This is a genomic window from Streptomyces sp. NPDC008086, from assembly GCF_042957325.1.
GTDB lineage: Bacteria > Actinomycetota > Actinomycetes > Streptomycetales > Streptomycetaceae > Streptomyces.
In genome coordinates, this window is sequence record NZ_JBIBIA010000003.1 from 677,381 (window position 1) to 692,858 (window position 15,478).

The following is a 15,478-nucleotide window of genomic DNA, read 5'->3' on the forward strand; positions in this document are numbered from 1 at the left end:
CAAGCAGCAGACTGATGCGCCGAGGGGTGCTGGAGAACAGCCGGCACGGGCGGTACAGCTCCTACCGGCTGACACGAGAGGCCGCCGTCGACCTGTGGAGCGGCGCCAGCTCGATCGCCACCTTCACCACGAGCAGTTGTGGCCACGGCCAAGGAGTACGGGGCGGCCGTCATCTACCGGGACGACGGCACAACCGAACGGTACGGGTCCGGACTCTTCAACCGGCGCTCCCTCACGGTGACCCGGCAGGGCATCATCAACGCCATCATGAGCGGCATCGGCAGCCGTGTGGTCGGCTCGGCCCTTCCGTCCAGGCGCATGGCAGGACCGGAGACTCGGCGACGAGTGCGGAATCCGTGGGCGCGCAGTTCGGCCGGGTGAAGGCGATGCCACACTGTGTGCCATCTCGTCCAACTGCGCGCCGACCAAACCGAGAAGCTACGCTGCTTCACATCTGCGATCACGTTTGAAAAACGGAGGACAGTGATGTCTTCACATGCGGCGCCTGGTGAAAAGGTGATAGCCGGACTTGACCGGCGCGCCGAGCTCAGGGAGTTCCTGCGTTCTCGCAGGGCCCGGATCAAGCCCGAAGACATCGGCCTTCCCTCGTACGAGCGGCGGCGGGTGCCCGGCTTGCGACGCGAGGAGCTGGCGCAGCTGGCGGGCGTGTCCTACGCGTACTACGCGCGCCTGGAACAGGGTTACGGCGAAACCATGTCGGCCGAGGTGCTGGACGCCGTGGCCCGCGCCCTGCAGCTGACCGAGGAGGAACAGGACCATCTGATCCGGCTGGCCCAGCCCGACCGGAGCCGCACACCGCCTGCCGCGTCCCCGCCGCAGCGGCTTCGGCCCACTGTCCAAAGCCTCCTCGACACGCTCGGCGTACCCGCCTACGTCGTCAGCCGGCGCCTGGACATCCTCGGATGGAACCGGCTCGCCACTGCCGTCTTCGGGGACTGGTCCCAACTGCCCCGTAGGGAACGGAACATGGCCCGGTTGGTCTTCCTCTCGTCCGATGCGCGCGACCGGTTCGCCGAACCGGACCGCATGGCTGCGAGAGTCGCCGGCGTTCTGCGGAGGAACGCCGGCAAAAGTCCCGAGGACGCATATCTCTCGTCTTTGATCAGCGAGTTGTCGCAGCAGAGCGAGCAGTTCCGGCGGCTGTGGGCCCATCACGAGGTGAGCTGTTCCCCTGCCGGCGCGGTCGTGCGCATGCGGCACCCGCTGGTGGGGGAATTCGACCTCGTCCATGAGCCCATGGCGCTGCCGGGGGGCGCCCCCATGCGGCTGAACACCTATCACGCGGAGCCGGGCTCCCGGTCGGAAAACGCCCTGAGGACGCTGACCGGTCGGGAGATGGAGCCGCAAGACTGAGACATGGGTCCGGCCGGGGTGACGATGTGGCGGGCCGTCATGCCGGCATCGAGGCCGGTGACATCCGGGCCACCGGGACGGAACCGTGGATGGGGCCGGGAACGCGGGACAGAGGCAGGCCGGTGCCGTTGTTGGTGTGGGCGATGATCTCTGCGGTGATGGAGATCGCTGTCTCCTCCGGGGTGCGGGCGCCGAGGTCGAGTCCGATCGGCGAGTGCAGGAACGCCAAGTGTTCTTCGGGCACGCCGGCCTCGCGCAGACGCTCGAGGCGGTGTTCGTGGGTACGCCGAGAGCCCATCGCGCCGATATAGCCGACCGGGAGACCGAGGGCCAGGTGCAGCAGGGGGATGTCGAACTTGGCATCGTGGGTGAGGACGCAGATCGCGGTACGGGCGTCGGTTTCCGTGCGCTCCAGGTAGCGGTGGGGCCAGTCGACGACGACCTCGTCGGCATGGGGGAAGCGCTCGGGGGTGGCGAAGGCGGGGCGGGCGTCGCAAACGGTGATGCGGTAGCCGAGGAAGCGTCCCGCCTGGCTGAGCGCGGCGGCGAAATCGACGGCGCCGAAGATCAGCATGCGGGGCCGCGGCGCTTGGGTGTGGACCAGGAGCGTCACCCTCTCCGGGCAGGTGTCGGCGTCCCCGCCGATCTCGACGTGGGCGGTCCGTCCCGCTCGCAGCAACGCACGCACCTGTGTGGCCACCACACGGTCCCGCTTCCGGTCGCCCAGTGTCCCGTCGTAGGCGCTGCCATCGCCGAGAACGGACAGAGTACGGCCGAGCAGGCGCTGCGGACCGTCCACCACCTGTGCCACGGCCACGGGCAGGCCGGCCAGCACGTCCTCCAGGGCGGTGGTGAGGTGGGGCCGGCCGGCGGGGTCGATCCGCTGGACGAGGACCTTCAGTTCGCCACCGCAGGTCAGACCCACTGCGAAGGCGTCGTCGTCGGAGTAGCCAAAACGCGTGCACACCGGGGATTCGTCCGTCTCCAGCACCTGCCGGCACAGCTCGTAGACGGCGCCTTCCACGCATCCTCCGGAGATGCTCCCGACTGCCACGCCCGTGGAGTCCACGGCCAGAGCGGTGCCGGGTGGCAGGGGTGCGCTGCCGCTGACCTGGACGACGGTCGCGAGGGCGAAGGGGCGGTTCTCGCGGCACCAGCGGTACAGCGTGTCCGCGATGTTCAGCATGAGTGGCTCTCCTGTGGCAATCGGAAAGCCCGCCACCGTGCCGACCGGGGGATCAGGAGACACGGTGGCGGGCCGATCCGCGGGACGGCGTTCAGAGCCCGTCCGCGTGGGGTGAGGGGACGGGCCCTGCCGTCCGGGTTCAGAGCAGGGCTTCCGCGGTGATGGGCAGTTCGCGGACGCGGCGTCCGGTGGCGTGGAAGACCGCGTTGGCGATGGCCGGTGCCACACCGATCTGCACGAGTTCTCCGAGGCTCTTCACACCGATGGGGGCGGCCTTGTAGTCCTCCCCGTCGAGGTAGACGGCCTTGAGGTCGGGGACGTCGGCGTTGACGGGCACGAGGTAGTCGGCAAGGTTGGCGTTGACGATCCGGCCGTCGCGGTGGTCGGTGACCGTGTGCTCGAGCAGAGCCGAGCCGATGCCGCCCACCATGCCGCCGATGGCCTGGCTCTCGGCGAGCTTGGGGCTGATGATGCGCCCCGCGTCGTACACACCGAGCATCCGCCGCACCCGGACCAGGCCGAGCCGGGCGTCGACGGCGACCTCGGCGAACATCGCGGCGTACCCGTACATCGAGAACCGCCTCTCCTCCTCCGGCGTGTACGACCCGCGCGCCTCCAGGTGAGTGAGGTTGTTGCGGGCGAGGAGCTGCCGGTAGGTCTCCCCACGCGCGGCGTCGCCCTGGACGTGCAGCCGTCCGCCGCGGACCACGACGGTGCCGGCCTCGACGCCGTGCAGCGGTGAGCGCTCGTCCTCGATCGCGAGTTTGACGGCCTGCTGCCGCAGCTTGTCACAGGTGTCCTGAACGGCGGACCCCACACTGAGCATGGTCTGCGAGGCACCCTGGGGAGGGGCAGGCGGCATGGCGGAGTCGCCGAGCCGGAACTCGACGTTGCGTACGGCCAGGCCCAGGGCGTCGGCGGCGACCTGGGTCATGGAGGTGTACGTGCCGGTGCCCGTGTCGTGGGTCGCGGACTGGAGCACCGCCGTGCCGTCCGCATCGAGTCTGACGTGGGCCTGTGCCTGTCCGCGGAAGACGTCGTAGCAGCCGGTGGCCACACCCGTGCCGATCAGCCAGTCGCCGTCCCGTGTGGACCGAGGCCTGGGATTGCGCCGGTGCCAGTCGAATTCACGGGCGCCGACACGGAAGCACTCACGCAGTCGCCGGGTGGAGAAGGGCTGCTGCGTGGACGGGTCCTCGCCTGGTTCGTTGCGCAGCCGCAGCTCGATCGGATCGATGCCGAGCTTGTGGGCGAGTTCGTCCACGGCTGTCTCGATGACGAAGGCGGCACTGCCGTAACCGGGGCCGCGCATCCACTGGGGAGTGCTGACATCGAGCGGCACGATCCGGACGTTCTGGCTGACGTTGGGCACGGCGTAGAGCATCTGTCCGAGCGCCATGTTGGCCTCCCAGAACTGCTCGTAGCGGGAGGTCTCGTATTTCATCTCGTGGGTCATCGCGGTCAGCCGCCCGCGCCGGGTGCTGCCCAGGCTCAACTTGTACTCGTACGCGGGCCGGTAGCCCACCGTGAAGTACATCTGCCTGCGGGTCAGCGCGAGTTTCACCGGGCGGCCGGTCTCGCGGGCGGCGAGGGCCGCGATGGTGACGTGCGGCCAGGCCCGCAAGGCGTTGCCGAAGGCGCCGCCGATGAACGGCGAGAGGACGCGCACGTTCTCCTGCGGTATGCCGAACACGGCCGCTATTTCGTTCCGCGTGCCGATCACGTGCTGGGTCTTGTCCCACAGGGTGAGCTTGTCACCGTCCCAGCGGGCGATGGTGGCCTGCGTCTCCATCGGATTGTGGTGGTTGCGCGCGAGGCGGTACGTCATCTCCAGCCGGACGTCCGCGGAGCCCAGCGCTTCCGTCGCGTCGCCTCGCGCGTAAGGCCGCGCGAAGGGCGCGGGCCCGTCCAGGGCCGGGCTGCGGGTCAGGTCGGTCGACGGCTGCTCGACGTCGTAGGAGACCTCGACCAGGTCGGCGGCGTGCTGCGCTGCTTCCAGCGTGGTAGCCACCACGACGGCGACCGGCTGACCGAAGAACCGGACGGCGTCGTCCTGGAAGACGCGCAGCCGCCGGCCCGGAATGCGGTTTCCCGGGTTGTCGTGGTAGGGCAGCCTCGGTTTGTCGAAGTGGCTGATCACGCCGAGGACGCCATGCTGGGTGCCGGCGGCGCGGGTGTCGATGCCGGTGATACGGCCGCGCCCGATGGTGCTGTCGACGACGACGGCATGGACGATGCCGTCGATGTCGTGGTCGGCGGCGTACTTGGCCTGGCCGGTGACCTTCAGTCGTCCGTCGACCCGGGACAGCGGTGCTCCGACGGCTGACTGCGGCTGCTTGCTCACTTGCCACCTCCCACGATGCGCAGCTGGCGCTCGACGGTCCGTTTCAGCAACTCGACTTTGAAGCGGTTGTGCTGGAGGGGCCGGGCTCCGTCCGCGGCCCGTTCGGCGGCCTGGGTCCACAGGGCGTCGGACGGCCGCTTCCCCATGAGCTGCCGCTCGACGGCGGTGAGTTTCCACGGCACGGTGCCCACGCCTCCGGCGGCCACCTTCGCCTCCTGGATGACTCCGTGGCGGATGTGCAGGGCGACGGCCGCCGAGGTGAGCGCGAACTCGTAGGACTGCCGGTCACGCACCTTCAGGTAACCCGAGAGCAGCGGGCGAGGAAGGGACGGAAGCTCTACTCCGGTGATCAGCTCACCCTCGCCCAGAGCCTGTTCGCGCATCGGTGTGCTGCCGGGCTTGAGCAGGAAGTCGGCGAAGGGCACGGTCCGCTCACCTGCCGGCCCCTGCAGGTGCACGGTCGCTTCCAGGGCCGCGAAGGCCACCGCGACGTCGGACGGGTGGGTGGCCACGCAGTCGTCGGAGGTGCCGAGGATGGCGTGGGTGCGGTTGACTCCGTGCAGGGCCGCACAACCCGAGCCCGGTGTGCGCTTGTTGCACTCGGCGCTCACGTCGCGGAAGTACGTGCAGCGGGTGCGCTGCATGATGTTGCCGCCGATGGTCGCCATGTTGCGCAGCTGCGCCGACGCGCTCAGCTCCAGCGCCTGGGAGATCACCGGGTACAGGGCGCGAACTCCCCGGTGGGATGCGGCCTCGGACATGCGTACCAGGGCACCGATGTGCAGGCCCCCGCGCCGGGTGACCGTGATCTCGCGCAAGGGCAGGGCGCTGATGTCCACCAGCGTGCGGGGGCGTTCGACGGTCTCGCGCATCAGATCGACCAGTGTGGTGCCGCCGGCGATGTAGCGACCGCCGGCGCGGCCCGCGTCGACGGCCTGCCGCGTGTCGGCGGCCTTGGTGTAGGAGAAAGGATGCATCGAAACCGTGCCTCATTTCCGGTCGGCGGCGGTCTGCTCGACCGCGCGCACGATCTTCACGTAACAGCCGCAGCGGCAGATGTTGCCGCTCATGAACTCCCGGATCTCCTCCGGTGAGCCGGTGTGGCCCTCTTCGATGCAGCCGACACCGGACATGATCTGGCCGGAGGTGCAGTAGCCGCACTGGAAGGCGTCCTGGTCTATGAACGCCTGCTGCAGGGGGTGCAGTTGGTCTCCCTTGGCCAGGCCCTCGATCGTGGTGACCTCGGCGCCCTCCAGTCGGACCGTCAGGGTCAGGCAGGAGTTCACCCGACGGCCGTCGACCAGGACGGTGCAGGCGCCGCAGGCACCGGCGTTGCAGCCCTTCTTCGAGCCGGTCAGGTTCAGGTGCTCGCGCAGCAGGTCCAGCAGCGAGGTCCGGTTGTCGACCGTGACGGTGAGCCGCTTGCCGTTGACGGTCAGGGAGACGCGGCTGCCTGGTGGCGCCTCGACGGTATCCGCGGACTCGGCACCGAACACGGACGGTCCGGCTACCACGCCGCCCGCCATGACGGCACCGCCGACGGCGGTGGTGGTCGTGATGAACGTTCGCCGGGACGGAGCGGACGCGAATTCCCCGGTTGGCTGCTCGGGAGATCCCTCGGGGCGAGAGACAGTTGACTCGGGTGGCTGGGGGGACATGACCACTCTCTCGGTCGATGGGAGGCGGACGGCGGTACCGGCTGCCGTCATGTGGACGAATCGGCGTGCGGCGAGTCACCACGGTTCATGTGCGGGTGGGGGCGTGGTGTTTCCCCGAAGTCGGTCATGCGGCGGAATCCGTGGGGACTCCGGTCGTGTGCGACAGCCGCCCGGCAAGTGCTCTGACGGCGCGTCGTGGGTGCAGAACGTCTTCACGCGAGCCGGTGCCTCGGTGCCCGTCCCGGTCGGGCCGCGCGGGGTGCTGCGCATGCGCTCTGCTGTGCCGCAGGTCGTCGAAGCCGGGAAGCGGATGCCCGGGGAGTGACGTCCGCCGCTGCTCGTTGTCGGCGGGCAGCTGTGCCTCGGCCGGGGGCCCTGGCAACTCGGGCTTCCCGTTGCCGCGGGGGCTGCCGAGGACCGGGAGAAGGCGGCGCGACAATGGGGGATCTCCTTGCTCGGTGCCTGGACGACTGCTGCGGGTGAGCAGTCCCGCCGGGCGGCGTCGGGGTCCGTGTGTCCCGGCAGTGCCGGTCGAGCCGGCTCCGGGGACACGGTTCACGCCGCGGCGGAGGGGAACGCCCTCAGCCCCGGAGGGCAGCGGCGGCCTACGCTCATCACGCTCGGCATCCGCCTCACCAGGACTTCGATGGGGCGCAACATCCACTGTGCGGCACCCGGCGCGATGCAACGAGCAGACACTTTTGGGACGTCTCCGGTATGTATCACTGCCGTTGGTACGTCTGGCAGTAGCAGGCTGAGCGGTGCGGCGGCAGCGGTTCTCATCACTTCGTCGTGGTCGGCAGCCGGGCATGCCGGAACGGCGCCCGGCGTGCACGATGTTGGTGTCGTTGCCGACCGGGCGAGCGGCGCACCCACGACTACGTGCGCACGGGCCCGACCATCCTCTTCGCCGCTTTCGACGTCGCCAGGGCGAGGTCGTCGGTGTCGCCCACCTGGCCGCTGCGAGACCCTCGATGCACCGCCGGGGCCGGAGCCTGCCGTTGTGTCGAGTGCGCCGGATCCTACGGAACGGCGCTGTCCCTTTCCTGCGCAGGGAAGGCACCGACATGGGCGGAGTCCGTCAGCCGGACCGCGCCACCCGGCATGAGAGCGGCCAGACGGACACGTCGGCGCGGACCGAGGGACGTGCGCCGGTACTGTCTGGACACGCCGGGGGGAGCCTGGCGATCGAGGGGAGGTCGTGGGCGCCGCGAAAGTCGACCACGTCTGTCCACAGCTGCGTTGTCACAGGCGGGGAACTCCAGCTCGACCGGCAGGGGAAACAGTGCCACCGCCAACGCGCTCCGGAAGAGGGAGGAGCCGGCACGCGACGGCGTGCCGGCTCCTCCCTCTTCCGCAGTGCGCTGTCAGCGGACCACGACACGCGCCCTGCCGAGATTCTCCACCTGAGCGAAGGGGGTCGCCGTGTCGCCTTCTCGCTGTGACGTCGCCCTGAGCACGGGGAAGTACGTGCCCGGCTCGGTGTAGGTGAAGGTCTGCCGGATCTCGGCAGTGGGGCGAGGCGGTCCGAACGGCTTCGCCGCGAAGTCGCCTGTGCCTGCGAAGTCCCACTCGGTGTGCACGACGCGGCCCGCGCCGGGCGGGACCTCGATGCGGGCCTTGAAGGTGACGGGCGTGCCGGCCCGCACTTCGATCCGGTCGGTGCCGTCGACGGTGAGATCGACGACGGGCTGGATGCCGCGGCGGTTCGCGGCGTGCTCGGGCACCGAAATCTGGCTGCCGGTCACGTCGTACGACGTCGTGCGCGCGGGTTTCACGCCCTTCTCCACCCAGGCGCTCAGATCGCGCAGCGCCTGCTGCAGGATGCCGGTGAACTCGACGAGCCTGGCCGCGCGGGCGCCTGTGACCGGGCCTTCGAGGTGGTCGGCGTTGTCGTTGTACCAGAGGCGGAAGTCGTCCTCGTAACGCCCGCCGAGGGCTTCCTTCACCCGGGCGCGGTACCAGTCGCCGGGCCAGGGGTTGGCGTCGGTGTCGACGAGGTTGCCCACCATGATGACCTTGCCGGTGATCTTGCCGGTGTGGGTGCCGCCGCCGCTGGTGGACTTGGAGATGAGGGGGCCCACCTGAAGGGCACGCTGCGGGTACAACGGCTCTCCGTCGGGGCCCCGGTACTGGTCCCAGGCGTAGAAACCGGGGCGTGTCGGGACCTGGTAGCGGTGGTATGCACGGAAGGCGATGGTCCACTTGTTGTCGAGACGCAGCCCGACCCCGGTGTCGAGGGCAGCGAGTGTCTTGGTGTCATTGCCGCTCGCGAGGGTGACGACGCGCGTCGCCGGGTCGAGGGAAGCCTGCAGCGTCCCGATGACCGTCGTACCGTCGCCGCCGACCACGGTGAAGTCGAGTCCCGTCGTGTCCGGCTGCGCCGGGGCACTGGCGAGGACCAGGCTCGTGGGCGTGTTCTCGGCGTCCCGGTCGACCTTCTGGATCGTGGTCAGTAGGTCGATCCGGGCGCCCCGGACGATGTCGCCGAGAGCCGACTTCTCGGTGCCGAGGTAGCCCGGCTTGCTCCAGAAGTCGTCGGCGTAGGTCGGGTCCATGGCGCGCAGCACGTCCGTGAATCCGAGAAGCCCTTCCGGCGCCGACAGCCCGAGCACGTAGGCGGAGTCCTCCCACGCGCGCAGGGGAACGCCGAACTCCGCGGTCTCGCGCAGCATGGCCCGCTCCACGCTGTTGAGCCCCTCGAAGGGCTTGCCGCTGCCGCCGGGCCGCACCGCGTCGGCGATCCGGGGCGCCTTGTCCCGCAGCACGAGCCGTGCCAGGGCACGGACGGTGAAACTGCTCGGGACGGAGTACGGCGTGCCGGGGATGAAGGGCACCGCGCCGTCCCATACGCCCTTGGTGTTCTCGATGGCGCCGATGGTCTGGTAAGAGCCGCCGCTGCCGCCCCAGATGTAGCCGTGGATCTTTCTCGACGAGCCGTAGTACTTCGACGCGTACGTGCGGGAGAACTTGGCCGCGGCGGCGTCGACACGGTATCCGGTGCCGCCGTTGGTCTGCACGACGTAGGCGCCGCTGTCCGCGCCGAATGCGATGTCCTGGTCGGCGGCGTTCTCGTCCGTCAGCGGGTACACCTTGTGGAAGAAGCGGCCTTGCCACTGCCCCTTCGGCGGCAGATAGAGGTTGAACTTCTTGTCAGTACCGTCGAAGTGGCCCGAGATCTTGCGGTGCGGTACCGGTGAGGTCAGATCCCGCTCGCTGTCGATCACGGGGCGGTTGTACGTCGGGTCGTCGCAGTCGGGGGTGACCCACATCGGGCCGCCGCTGACGAGTGCCGCGCACTGCGGGCGGGACGCGGCCGACGCGCCGGGGACCGATATCGCCGAAGTTCCGAGGGCCACCACGGCACCGACCGCCGTGTTGCGGACGAAGCGGCGCCTCGTCAGCGTGTTGTCCTGGGCCGGCTCGGGCCTCTCGCCGGCGTTTGCTCCCTGTGTGTTCACGAGGTCCCCTTGAGGTCGGAAGGCTCCGCGGTGTCTGCCTGCAATCGCCTTGCGCGGCGCAGGCGCTGCTTCTTCGGATCCGCCACCGGCGCCGCCGTCTGGAGCTTGCGGGTGTACGGGTGCTGCGGGTCGGCCGCTACGTCGTGGGCCTTGCCGATCTCGACGATGCGGCCCTGGTTGAGGACGGCGATGCGGTCGCTCACCTCGTTCACGACGCCGAGGTCGTGGCTGATGAACAGGTAGGCCACGCCCGTCTCCCGCTGGATGTCCTTCAGGAGGGTGAGGACGCGGGCCTGGGTGGTGACGTCGAGGGCGCTGGTGGGTTCGTCGCAGATGATGACCGCCGGGTGAAGGGCGAGGGCGCGGGCGATGGCGACGCGCTGCCGCTGGCCGCCGGAGAACTCGCGGGGGTACCTGTCGCCGGAGTCGGCCGGGAGGCCCACGGCGTCCAGCAGATCCCGCACACGTGCCCGGCCGTCTGCCGCGCCGGCCGCGACAAGCGGTTCCACGAGGATGCTCTCGACCGTCATCGACGGGTTCAGCGAGGAGTACGGGTCCTGGAAGATGACCTGGATGTCGCGGGCGACTTTGCGCCGGCGCGCCCGGGGAATGTTGCTCACGGTCTCGCCGCGGAAGGTGACCCTGCCGGCCGTGACCGGCGCGAGCCCGAGGACCGCGCGGCCGATGGTCGTCTTGCCCGACCCCGACTCGCCGACCAGGCTCAGGGTCTCCCCGGGGCTCAGGTCGAAGGAGACGTCGTCGATCACCGTGGCTCCGGTGCCCCGTCGTCCGCCGTAACGAACGACGAGGTTGTCGACCGTCAGGACCGGTTCCGTCAGTACCGGCTCCGCCACTTCACACCTCCGCGATCTCGACACGGCGTGCCGAGGAGAGCAGTTCCCGCGTGTACGACTCCGCAGGGGACTCGAACAGCCCGTCCACGTCCTGGCGCTCCACGATGTGACCGTCCTGCATCACGCTGACCGTGTCGCAGATGTCCGCGACGACTCCCAGGTTGTGGGTCACCAGGACGACGGCCAGTCCCCGTTCGTCGCGCAGCTCACGCAGCAGGTCCAGGACATCGGCCTGCACGGTCACGTCCAGGGCGGTGGTCGGTTCGTCCGCCACGATCACGTCGGGGTCGGAGGCCACCGCGCCGCAGATGAGCACACGTTGCGCCATGCCGCCGGAGATCTCGTGCGGATACTGCCCGAAGACCCGGTCCGGGTTCTTGATGCCGACGCGCGCCAGCAGCTTCAGCAGTTCCTGTTCCGCTTCCCGTGCCGAGATCTTCTTGACCGCGCGCAGGCCGTGCGTGAGCTGCGCGCCGACGGTGAAGCAGGGGTCGAGGTTCGACATGGGTTCCTGCGGTACGTAGGCGATGCGCCGGCCCCGGGCCTTGCGCAGCCGCCGTTCGTCGGCCAGCAGGTCCTGCCCGTTCAGGAGGACGCTGCCGCCGAGGACGACCGCCTCACGGGGCAGGATGCCCAGGACCGAGAACGCGATCTGGGACTTGCCCGAGCCGGATTCGCCGACCAGGCCGTGGATCTCGCCGCGCCGTACGTCGAGGTCGACGCCGTGCACGACCTCGCGCACCCCGTCCTCGTCGTCCGGGTAGCCGATGCGCAGACCGCGGACCGAGAGCACCGCCTCGGCGGCGGGAGCGGCCGCCCCCCTGGAAGTCGCCTCCTCCACGGCCGCATACCCGCGCTCTTCCCGCGCCCGCCGGACGAGTTCGCGTCGCCGCCGCGGCGACAGCGTTCGGCTGTGCGCCGACGACTGAAGGATGTCGCGCAGGGCGTTGCCGAGCAGGACGAGCGCCAGAACGGTCAGGGTGATGAGGAGGGCGGGCCAGAGCACGCCGGGCCTGTTGTTGTAGATGTTGCCGAACGCCTCCTGGAGCACCCCGCCCCAGGACGCCTTGTCCGGGTCGCTCAGGCCGATGAAGCCCATACCGGCCTCGATGCTGATCGCGGAGGCAAGGACGAACGAGCTCTGGACGATGATCGGCGCGCGTACGGCCCACAGCACATGACGTCCGACGATCCGCAGGTCGGAGAGTCCGACCACCTTGGCCGCGTCCACGTAGAGTTCGCCGCGGACCCCTAGGACGACTGACCTGACCAGGCGGAAGTACGTGGGTGCGACGATGAGCCCGTAGGCGGCCATGGTGGCGACGATGTTCGACCCGGTGCGGGCGTACAGCGCGATGATCAGCACGATGCCGGGCATCGACATGACCACGTCGGAGAACCAGCTCGACACCGCGTCGGTCCTGCCCCGGTAGAAGCCTGCGGCGAGGCCGCTGGTCACGCCGATCACCAGAGACACGGCGAGCACCACCAGGCAGGCGATCATCGTCTGCCGGGTGCCGTACATCAGCCGCGACAGGATGTCCCGTCCCGTCGAGTCCGCTCCGAGGAGGTGACCGGAGGAGAACGGGGAGGCGTTCACCGCGCTGAGGTCGGTCGCGTTCTGCCCGTGAGGGGCCAGCCAGGAGCTGGACAGGCCCAGGAACACCACGAAGAGGAGGAAGGCGACGCAGAGGACGGCCTGCGGATTGGCCGGCAGCCGCCGCAGAAGTGAGCGTCCCTTGGCGGCCGGTTGCACCGGACCGGACGGCTCCAGGGTGGGAGTCGTGGTCATCGCGTCCTCGCTTTCGGGTTGACGGCCGCTGTCACCAGGTCACCCAGCAGGTTGACGACGAGCACGATCACGATCGTCACCAGCACGCACCCCATCACCATGGGAACGTCACCTCGCTGGGCGGAGCCGTTGCTCAGTTCGCCCAGGCCCGGCAGCGCGAACACCTGCTCGATGAAGACGGCGCCGCCGATGAGCCCGAGGGTCTGCAGGCTCAAGACGGTCAGACCGGGACCCGCGGCGTTGCGCAGCACGTGGCGGAAGACCACCTTGGACTCGGGGATCCCGCGCGCCCGCAGGGTGCGGACGAAGTCCTGGGAGAGGGTGTCGAGAATCGCTCCGCGGAACTGCGCGGCGGAGTTGGCGATGGCTCCCACGAGGAGGGCGAGCACCGGAAGGGTGACCGATCCGATCCATCCGGTGGGGCTCTGGTCCGGTGAGACGTACCCCGTGGCCGGGAACGCCCGGACGGAGACGGCGAAGGCGAAGACCAGACCGATCGCCACGATGAAGGGCGGTACGGCGGCTCCCGCCACCGACAGGAACTGCACCACCCGGTCGATCCACCCGCCGCGGACGGCGGCGGCGACGCCGACCAGGACGCTCACCACCGCCGTCAGCAGGATCGACAGGACGATCAGGGTGAGCGTCACCGGTACTCGGGAGGACAGGGCCGACGACACGGACTGCCCCGTGAAGAAGGACTCCCCGAAGTCGCCGGTGACGACTCCCCTGAGCCAGTCCCCGTACTGCGCGACGAGCGGTCTGTCGAGGCCGAGCCTGGCCACCTCGGCCCGGACTGTGGCGTCGGTGGCGTTCGTGCCCAGCACGGCCCGGGCGATGCCCGGACCGTTGCCATACATCAGTGTGAAGGTCGCGAAGCTGACCAGCAGCAGCACGGCCACCGCACGAACCAGCTTCCTCAGTACGGATGCCAACACCCGTCGCTCCAATCACTCAGGCCCGCAGCAACTACTGGAAGTCCCAGAGCTGCGGGTGCAGACCGGCCGGGTCGGTCGACTTGTTGATCTTGACCTTGGGGTTGGAGGCGTAGATCGTGCCCGTGTCCACCATCGGCACGAACCACGCCTGGTCGATGACGTACCGGTTGAGGGCCTGCTGGTCCTTGGCGGACTGCTCCGAGGTCTCGCCGGCGATCTTCTTCCAGAGCCTGTTCACCGTCGCGTCCCGCTGGTGCTCGACGTTCCAGATGCCGTCCTGCAGGACGTAGTCGGAGATGTCCTGCCGGGAGTCGGCGTAGTTTCCGAGCGCCCACATGGGCACCGGGTACTTGCCGCTCAGCAGCTCCCCGATGGCGTTCGGCCCGGACAGGGTCACCTGCTTGACCTTGATGTCGATCAGGCCCAGCTGCTGCTTGACCACCGGCATCAGCGCGTCCAGGCCCTGACCCTGGAGGTAGGGCATCTCCAGGGTGAATCCCTTGGCGTATCCCGCCTTCGCCATGAGCGCCTTGGCGGCCTTGACGTCATAGGGGTAGGGATCCTTGAGGTCACTGATACGGGCCTGCGTGCCGACGCGGAAGATCTGCGCGGTCGGGGAGGCCAGGCCGCGGTAGAGGTTCTTGGCGATGGCTTCCTTGTCGAAGACCATGTTCATCGCCCGGCGCACGTCCACCTTCCCCAGCGCCGGGACCTGCTTGCCCAGGTGGTCCGTGATCAGAAGACGGGTGACCTCGCTCTTCTGCCACTGCACCTTCAGCCCTGCCGCCTCGGCCTGACTGTAGGTCGCCTGGGTGATGAGCGAGCCGTCGATCTGCCCGGTCTTGAGCGCGTTGATCGCCGCAGTCTCGCTGGTGATCACCTTGATGACGAGCTTCTTGTACGGGAACCGCTTGGAATCCCAGTACGCGTCGTTCTTGGTGAGGGTGTACACCGACCCGGCGGTCGTCGCCGAGGTGTCCAGCGTGTACGGGCCCGAGCCGACGGGTGCCTTGTTCGTCTTGCCGCTCGCGAGGAACTCGGGGCTGCCCAGACGCACCTCGCACAACCGCGCGGTGAGCAGGGGGTTCGGCTTCGACAGGGTGATCTTCACGGTCGACTTGTCGGGCGTGGTGACCGTCATGTCAGCGAAGCGGGCGGCGCTGCCGCCGTGCTTTTTCGCGTACTCGAAGTTCGCCTTGACCGCGGCCGCGTCGACCGGGCTGCCGTCCGAGAACTTCATTCCCGACCGCAGACGGGCCGTGACGCCCATGTTGTTCGGCGCGAACGTCCACGACGTCGCCACGTCCGGTTCCGGCTGACCGTCCGCGCCACAGCGGATGAGGCCGTCGTACACGGCCGACGCCGCCCAGCCCTGGTAGGAGGGCTGGCTCGTCGGGTCCCAGCCCTGGATGTCCTGCGTCATGCCGAGAGTGAGCGTGGCCCTGTCCCCGCCGGAACTCCCGGTGGTGGTGCCCGCGCTGGTGCAGCCGGTGAGGGCTGCGAGACCGGCAAGGCTCATGGTCGTGGTCACTGCGAGAGCAGATCGAGTGGTGCGCCGCATCGGGACTCCTTGGGATCCGAAGGAAAGTGCGGCCCTGGCAGCTGCCGGCCGGAGGAGAGATGTCGCGGGCGCCCAGAAGAAGGAGCGCGAACCGGACGAAGTGATGTGTACAACGTTCTACGCCGCAACGTACGGAGAGTGCGAGAACCAGTCAAGGGAACGTACGGACCCTCTCAGGTAACAGTTCCGCAACGCACCCGTAGCCTTGTCTTCAGATTTACCGCCTGTTGGCCATCTGACGTGCCGTTATCTCTTCCGGGCCGGCCGAGCTGCAGCCAGCGGCACACCGGCCGGTGTTCGGCATACCACC

The 15,478-nt window shown here is 69.1% G+C and carries 12 protein-coding genes; 3 read left to right on the forward strand and 9 right to left on the reverse strand.

Going from position 1 to position 15,478, the window contains the following annotated elements:
* Positions 1–138: 138 nt before the first annotated feature.
* Both ACFZBP_RS13265 and ACFZBP_RS13270 read left to right on the forward strand, forming a co-directional pair.
* On the forward strand, positions 139–381 hold the full coding sequence (locus ACFZBP_RS13265; RefSeq protein ID WP_391412677.1) for a hypothetical protein: 243 nt from the start codon (positions 139–141) through the stop codon (positions 379–381).
* A gap of 105 nt (positions 382–486) precedes the next feature.
* Positions 487–1,374, forward strand: a complete 888-nt coding sequence (locus tag ACFZBP_RS13270; RefSeq protein WP_391413033.1) for a helix-turn-helix domain-containing protein — start codon at positions 487–489, stop codon at positions 1,372–1,374.
* Between the two features lie 37 nt (positions 1,375–1,411).
* Here the strand turns inward: ACFZBP_RS13270 and ACFZBP_RS13275 are convergent, their stop codons facing one another.
* The 4 genes from ACFZBP_RS13275 to ACFZBP_RS13290 form a co-directional block, all read right to left on the reverse strand.
* Complete coding sequence (locus tag ACFZBP_RS13275; protein WP_391412679.1) at positions 1,412–2,560, reverse strand: XdhC family protein; 1,149 nt, start codon at positions 2,558–2,560, stop codon at positions 1,412–1,414.
* A gap of 139 nt (positions 2,561–2,699) precedes the next feature.
* Entirely contained in the window at positions 2,700–4,904 is a 2,205-nt protein-coding gene (locus tag ACFZBP_RS13280; RefSeq protein WP_391412681.1) for a molybdopterin cofactor-binding domain-containing protein, read from the reverse strand.
* Entirely contained in the window at positions 4,901–5,881 is a 981-nt protein-coding gene (locus ACFZBP_RS13285; RefSeq protein ID WP_391412682.1) for an FAD binding domain-containing protein, read from the reverse strand. Before ACFZBP_RS13285 ends, ACFZBP_RS13280 begins: the two co-directional genes overlap by 4 nt.
* A gap of 12 nt (positions 5,882–5,893) precedes the next feature.
* Positions 5,894–6,562: a 2Fe-2S iron-sulfur cluster-binding protein gene (locus ACFZBP_RS13290; protein WP_391412684.1), complete on the reverse strand. Its 669-nt coding sequence runs from the start codon at positions 6,560–6,562 to the stop codon at positions 5,894–5,896.
* Positions 6,563–6,719: 157 nt separating this feature from the next.
* On the opposite strand from ACFZBP_RS13290, the gene ACFZBP_RS13295 reads away from it, so the two are divergent.
* Positions 6,720–6,887 (forward strand): hypothetical protein, encoded by a 168-nt coding sequence (locus tag ACFZBP_RS13295; RefSeq protein ID WP_391412686.1) that lies wholly within the window; start codon positions 6,720–6,722, stop codon positions 6,885–6,887.
* 1,042 nt (positions 6,888–7,929) lie between these two features.
* Here the strand turns inward: ACFZBP_RS13295 and ACFZBP_RS13300 are convergent.
* The 5 genes from ACFZBP_RS13300 to ACFZBP_RS13320 are packed head-to-tail and all read right to left on the reverse strand — an operon-like array spanning position 7,930 to position 15,138.
* A complete protein-coding gene (locus ACFZBP_RS13300; protein ID WP_391412689.1) occupies positions 7,930–10,023 on the reverse strand; it encodes a PKD domain-containing protein in 2,094 nt (697 codons plus the stop codon).
* A complete protein-coding gene (locus ACFZBP_RS13305; RefSeq protein ID WP_391412691.1) occupies positions 10,020–10,877 on the reverse strand; it encodes an ATP-binding cassette domain-containing protein in 858 nt (285 codons plus the stop codon). Before ACFZBP_RS13305 ends, ACFZBP_RS13300 begins: the two co-directional genes overlap by 4 nt.
* Position 10,878: 1 nt before the next feature.
* Positions 10,879–12,669 (reverse strand): ATP-binding cassette domain-containing protein, encoded by a 1,791-nt coding sequence (locus ACFZBP_RS13310; RefSeq protein ID WP_391412694.1) that lies wholly within the window; start codon positions 12,667–12,669, stop codon positions 10,879–10,881.
* Complete coding sequence (locus ACFZBP_RS13315; RefSeq protein ID WP_391412696.1) at positions 12,666–13,607, reverse strand: ABC transporter permease subunit; 942 nt, start codon at positions 13,605–13,607, stop codon at positions 12,666–12,668. Before ACFZBP_RS13315 ends, ACFZBP_RS13310 begins: the two co-directional genes overlap by 4 nt.
* Before the next feature lie 31 nt (positions 13,608–13,638).
* Positions 13,639–15,138: an ABC transporter substrate-binding protein gene (locus tag ACFZBP_RS13320; protein WP_391412698.1), complete on the reverse strand. Its 1,500-nt coding sequence runs from the start codon at positions 15,136–15,138 to the stop codon at positions 13,639–13,641.
* Positions 15,139–15,478 lie beyond the last annotated feature (340 nt).

Coding starts and splice junctions, on each gene's coding strand:
- ACFZBP_RS13290 (WP_391412684.1), bottom strand. CDS start 6,562: ATGTCCCCCCAGCCACCCGAGTCAACTGTCTCTCGCCCCGAGGGATCT.
- ACFZBP_RS13310 (WP_391412694.1), bottom strand. CDS start 12,669: ATGACCACGACTCCCACCCTGGAGCCGTCCGGTCCGGTGCAACCGGCC.
- ACFZBP_RS13285 (WP_391412682.1), bottom strand. CDS start 5,881: ATGCATCCTTTCTCCTACACCAAGGCCGCCGACACGCGGCAGGCCGTC.
- ACFZBP_RS13270 (WP_391413033.1), top strand. CDS start 487: ATGTCTTCACATGCGGCGCCTGGTGAAAAGGTGATAGCCGGACTTGAC.
- ACFZBP_RS13275 (WP_391412679.1), bottom strand. CDS start 2,560: ATGCTGAACATCGCGGACACGCTGTACCGCTGGTGCCGCGAGAACCGC.